Origin of the sequence: Thermoanaerobacter sp. A7A (assembly GCF_000445185.1) — a bacterium.
Classification (GTDB): Bacteria; Bacillota; Thermoanaerobacteria; order Thermoanaerobacterales; family Thermoanaerobacteraceae; genus Thermoanaerobacter.
Map to the genome: position 1 here is coordinate 1 of NZ_AVAF01000003.1, position 5,117 is coordinate 5,117.

6 protein-coding genes are annotated in these 5,117 nt (G+C 36.6%); 3 read left to right on the forward strand and 3 right to left on the reverse strand.

Features of this window, described 5'->3' with window-relative positions:
- On the reverse strand, nucleotides 1-165 hold a 165-nt coding region (locus tag M663_RS14975; protein ID WP_337954483.1), incomplete at its 3' end, for a ribonuclease H-like YkuK family protein.
- A gap of 109 nt (nucleotides 166-274) precedes the next feature.
- Nucleotides 275-1,084 carry a DUF2837 family protein gene (locus M663_RS0100195; RefSeq protein WP_029687522.1) on the reverse strand — a complete coding sequence of 270 codons (810 nt, stop codon included), beginning with the start codon at nucleotides 1,082-1,084 and terminating at the stop codon, nucleotides 275-277.
- A gap of 117 nt (nucleotides 1,085-1,201) precedes the next feature.
- Here M663_RS0100195 and M663_RS0100200 point away from each other — a divergent pair, with 117 nt between their 5' ends.
- Genes M663_RS0100200 through M663_RS0100210 form a run of 3 tightly spaced genes read left to right on the forward strand, consistent with a single transcriptional unit; the run spans nucleotide 1,202 to nucleotide 3,408 of the window.
- Nucleotides 1,202-2,599, forward strand: coding sequence for an MFS transporter (locus M663_RS0100200; protein ID WP_029687523.1), 1,398 nt, complete (start codon nucleotides 1,202-1,204; stop codon nucleotides 2,597-2,599).
- A gap of 5 nt (nucleotides 2,600-2,604) precedes the next feature.
- The gene (gene ndk, locus M663_RS0100205; RefSeq protein ID WP_029687524.1) at nucleotides 2,605-3,012 is read left to right on the forward strand and encodes a nucleoside-diphosphate kinase; all 408 of its coding nucleotides are present in this window, start codon (nucleotides 2,605-2,607) and stop codon (nucleotides 3,010-3,012) included.
- A 57-nt stretch (nucleotides 3,013-3,069) separates the two neighbouring features.
- Nucleotides 3,070-3,408: a hypothetical protein gene (locus tag M663_RS0100210; RefSeq protein ID WP_029687525.1), complete on the forward strand. Its 339-nt coding sequence runs from the start codon at nucleotides 3,070-3,072 to the stop codon at nucleotides 3,406-3,408.
- 2 nt (nucleotides 3,409-3,410) lie between these two features.
- On the opposite strand, the gene M663_RS0100215 is transcribed toward M663_RS0100210, so the two are convergent.
- A partial coding sequence (locus M663_RS0100215) for a cation-transporting P-type ATPase (RefSeq protein WP_042804998.1) occupies nucleotides 3,411-5,117 on the reverse strand: 1,707 nt, incomplete at its 5' end.

Genomic DNA, 5,117 nt, shown 5'->3' on the forward strand with positions numbered 1-5,117 from the left:
ATATATGATTACAGCAGTAACAAAGCATACGGATTTGCCCGGTTGAGAATCCGTACCCACCATCAGCTTGTAGCTGGATTGCCGGTCTCCTTCCACAAACTCCATGATATCTTCGAACATTTTGTCGATATCCATTCTTCCCTTCGTTGGATTAATGAAATACAATGACCCCATCTCCTTTAATTGCCAATTGCTTAGCGCAATTAAACTATTTTATATTTTTAATTATACAACATTTTCGTTAAAAGTGTATTAAAAATTTTTTACGTTTTTGTTAAACTATCAATTTTGTGACAAATAATATTAACTCTGCTGCTGGAACAAAAACAAGCTGCGCCAGTAAAGTTCCAAATATTTTGCCGAAAACCAGAAGTACCACCATTTTATCTACATCACTTTGTGGCCTTTTTCCGTTTAAAGCCTGGTCAGTAATAAGGGCAGCAACAGGGTCAACTACAACCGTAAATAAAATAGTGGCAAATCCATTCACTATTCCTGAAAGCTGACTGGCTGTAATTCTATACTCTGGTATAATGGCCCCAGCGTATAGAGAAGACACAATACCTGTGGTGTATATAGAAGTGATTATCACGTTATATATCAAAAAACTTTTGGGTATATCCGCTTCCAGCACCCCTTTTAACATGGACAACCTTGGCACAACAATTTTTTTCTTAAGCTTTTTAAAGTTTTTCCATCTAAAAACCTGAAGGATAAGTTTTGGTACTGTCCCTGCTCCTTCCATTCCGTTTATGGCAACAGTAAAAATAGATACAAAAGTGGGCATAAGTGGCGCTCCAATTAATGCTCCTAATGTAGCTGAAAAAAGTACAAATCTCATGTCAATTTCAAGAAGGTGAACTTTTTGGAATTTAATTGCCATATCTACAATGCTTCCAAGGAAAGGTGCCTGAACCATGTTGGACAACCTCGATATTACCGCCATTATGTTAAAAAGAGAAAGTGCAACAGCAAGCTTTCGAGTCCTAACGCCAGAAGGCCTTATGGAGTAAGAAAGCGTGTCTATCAGATTTATGACCATAGTGAAGAAGCATACAATTAGAAGTCTTTTAGCGTCTATCATTTGTCCACATCCATTCAATTTAAATTCCTTTATAATTATATTGTACAATACCTTTTTTTTCAACATTTATCTTTTTCCAAAGTCTGTGGTATAATCTATAATATCAGAGGGATCAATATGCCGCAAAAACATTACAACAAATGGATAATTCTTTCTGCAGTTGTCATGGGCAGCATTATGGGACCAATTGACGGAAGTGTCGTCAACATAGCAATGCCGGAATTCACAAAAATTTTTCACACAAACATAACGACAGTAAGCTGGGTCTCCATGACATATCTATTGGTCTTAAGCAGCCTAATGATGACTTTTGGAAGACTTGGCGATATGTTGGGATACAAAAAACTGTACCAGTACGGCCTTTTGATTTTTTCTTTATCTTCAGCAATTTTAAGCCTTTCGGTAAACATATATATGCTAATAATCATGAGAGCTTTTCAGGCAATAGGTGCCGGCATGCTAATGTCAATGTCGCCAGCTATTATAACATCAGTGTTTCCCCCAAACGAAAGAGGCAAATCCCTTGGGATTAACGCCATGTCTGTATCAATCGGCCTTGCAGTGGGTCCCACATTAGGGGGTTTTCTTTTAAAATATTTAGGCTGGCAGTCTATATTCTACATAAATATTCCTATTGGTATAATAGGTTACATATGGGCCCATATTGTGGTGCCAGATAATCCAGGAGTCCCTGAAAAATTTGATCCCTATGGCTCTATTTCTTTGTTTGTATTCCTTGCAAGCCTTTTGCTTTTTATTTCTAAAGGCGGAACGTGGGGATGGACATCTTCTGCAACCATAATTTCATTATTGACATCAATAGCATTCTTAATAATCTTTATAATCACAGAAAACAAAGTAAAATTTCCTATGTTTGATTTTTCGCTTTTAAAAATAAGGTCGTTTACTTTCGGTAACATAAGCACGTTGCTAAACTTTATGGCGCAGTACACCATGACTTTTTTAACTCCTTTTCTCCTTCAGCATTTGGGATTTACCACCGAAAAAGCTGGCATAATCATGACTTCTTTCCCGCTTTTCATGTTTATTGTAGCGCCTTTAAGCGGTATTTTGTCAGACAGGTATGGAGCTCAAATTCTATCAACTATCGGTTCATTGATTTCTGCAGCAGCCATCTTTTCAATGGTAACACTGACAATGAAATCCACCATGTTGGACATCATGGCACGCCTTGCCCTATTTGGCGTAGGAAATGCCATCTTCCAGACGCCAAACAACAGCGCAGTAATGGGAAGTGCCCCAAAAAACAGATTGGGAGTGGCTTCTGCCTTCCTTGCCACAATGAGAAATATAGGAATGGTAATGGGCATTGCAGTAGGAAGTGCTATATTTACAAACAGGTTAAAAGCATATCAAGTTATAAAATATCCTTACAATGCTGCCTTTATGTCAGCCATCAAAGACGCTTATATAGCTGCTGGCATCTTTTCATTGATATGCGCTTTTACTTCTCTGGTGAGAAATAATGTTAAATTAATACAAGGAAAGGATTGATTCAAATGGAGACCACCCTTGCTATAGTAAAACCCGACGGTGTCAAGAGAGGACTCATAGGAGAAATATTAAAAAGATACGAAAATAAAGGTTTAAGACTTAAAGCTGCAAAAGTAATAGTCCCCACCCTTGAGCTTTTAGAAAAACACTATGAGGAACACAAAAGCAAGCCTTACTACAAACCTTTAATACAGTACATGTCCTCAGGTCCTGTCTTTGCGATGGTACTAGAAGGAGAAAACGCTGTAAAAATAGTAAGGCTTTTAAACGGTGCCACAAAAGTAGAAGAAGCACTTCCGGGGACAATAAGAGGTGATTTTGCTTCCAGCACCACTTTTAACATCATACACGGTTCAGATAGTATTGAATCTGCAAAGCGAGAAATAGCACTGTGGTTTCCTGAATTAGCGTGAATATTTTTGTGGACAGGGCATAAACTCTAATAGAGAAAACTATTGGAGGTATCATTTATGCCCAAAATAATTGTAGAAAGCAAAAATAACCAGTACGGAATTATTTACGGCAAAATCGATGATTATAACTGGTACGCATTGGTGCAAGAAGAAAAAGTAAGTTACGGAATAAACCCTGTCACATTAGAAAGAGGTTGGGGAAAAGTTTCAAGGCTGTTTGTATACAAAAAAACATGCACAAAGCTTATTCCTGAACAATTTATAAAATCAGTTATAGCAGATTATAGGCATAAATGGAATTGGCTCGAAAATGACCAAAAAGATTTAATAGCAAAACTTGTAAACTATTTGGAATTGAGGTATTCCTTAAAAGTACTACATAATAAGGCGAAGTGACATCACTTCGCCTTATTCAATGGAACTATGTAAGCTGTGTACAGATTGTTAAACACAAATTCAATCGAAGAGAAAAACACCACAACCAACCAATCATAACCAGTAAGTACTGTTGTTCTAAATACAAGGCTTAAAGCTGGAACATATATTGTTGCCAAGAAAAGCAAAAAAGAAGTTAAAACTGCTAAGACCAAATAAGGATTGCTGAATAAGCCTACTTCGAAAATCAAGTTTCTTTCTGACCTACATTCAAAGGCGTGTATCAGCTCTACCATCACTAATGTGGCAAAAGCTATAGTCCTCGCCTTTCCCAACGTCCCGTAACTCAATGCAAACACATACGCTCCAAGAGTACTCAATGCCATTAAAAATCCCACTATAATGATTCTTATACCCAACCCTCTTGAAAATACACTTTCTTTAGCATTTCTCGGTCTCATCATCATTATATCTTTTTCAGGAGGATCCATCCCCAGAGCTAAAGCCGGCAACCCATCAGTAATAAGATTGACCATTAATATTTGAATGGGAATAAGAGGCAATTTTAAGGCTGTTAAAGCTGCAAAAAACATAGTCAAAACTTCTCCAAGATTACAAGAAAGCAAAAATCGTATAAACTTTCGTATATTGTCATAAATTATTCTTCCCTCTTCAACAGCTGCCACAATAGTGGCAAAATTATCATCTAATAAAATCATAGAAGAAGCCTCTTTCGCGACTTCTGTCCCTCCTTTTCCCATAGCAATACCTATATCTGCCTCTTTCAAAGCTGGTGCATCATTTACACCATCCCCCGTCATAGCTACTGTAAAGCCTTTGTTTTTAAGGGCTCTGACTATTCTAAGCTTATGTCTTGGGGTTACTCTTGCATAAACACTAATATTTGTACAAACTTTCTCAAGGTCCTTATCGCCCATGTTATCTAAATCCTGTCCTGTGATTACTTTATCATTTTCCCCTAATATTTTTAATTCTTTTGCTATAGCAGTTGCAGTAATCTTCTGGTCACCTGTTATCATAACCGGCTTTATTCCTGCCATCTTGCATTTTAAAATTGCACCATATACTTCCCTTCGAGGAGGGTCTATCATCCCTTCCAATCCTACAAAAACCAAATCTTTTTCTATAAATTCTGCAACCATTGGAAATTTAGGAGGAAGCTTTTTGTAAGCAAAGGCTAATACTCTCAAAGCTTCCCTGCCAAAACTTTCATTGATATTTAATATTCTTTTTTTATCAAAAACAGTAAGGGGCACTTCTCTGCCTTCTGTATATTTATATGTACAAAGGTCCAATATTACATCTGGTGCACCTTTTATATAAGCATATTTTTCACCGCTTATCTCCACAATAACAGACATCCTTTTTCTTTCTGAATCAAAAGGAATTTCCTCTATTCTTTTAATATTTTCTACCAATTCAAGAGAAAGTCCTGATTTCATTGAAAAAGAAAGTATAGCAGCTTCAGTAGGGTCTCCTATGTATTTTTCTTCTTCTAAAGTTTCTTTGCCAATTTTTATCTTTTCCCTCTTAATCTTTGCATTATTGCACAATGCCCCTATCTCCAACATCTTTCTAAAAGCATTTTTCCCTTTATTTGTTATTTTAGCAATTTCTTTACTTTTATCACCTTTTACTTCAAAAACTTCTTCATTACAAAACACTTTTGTCACAGTCATTTTGTTCTCTGTCAAAGTACCTGTCTTATC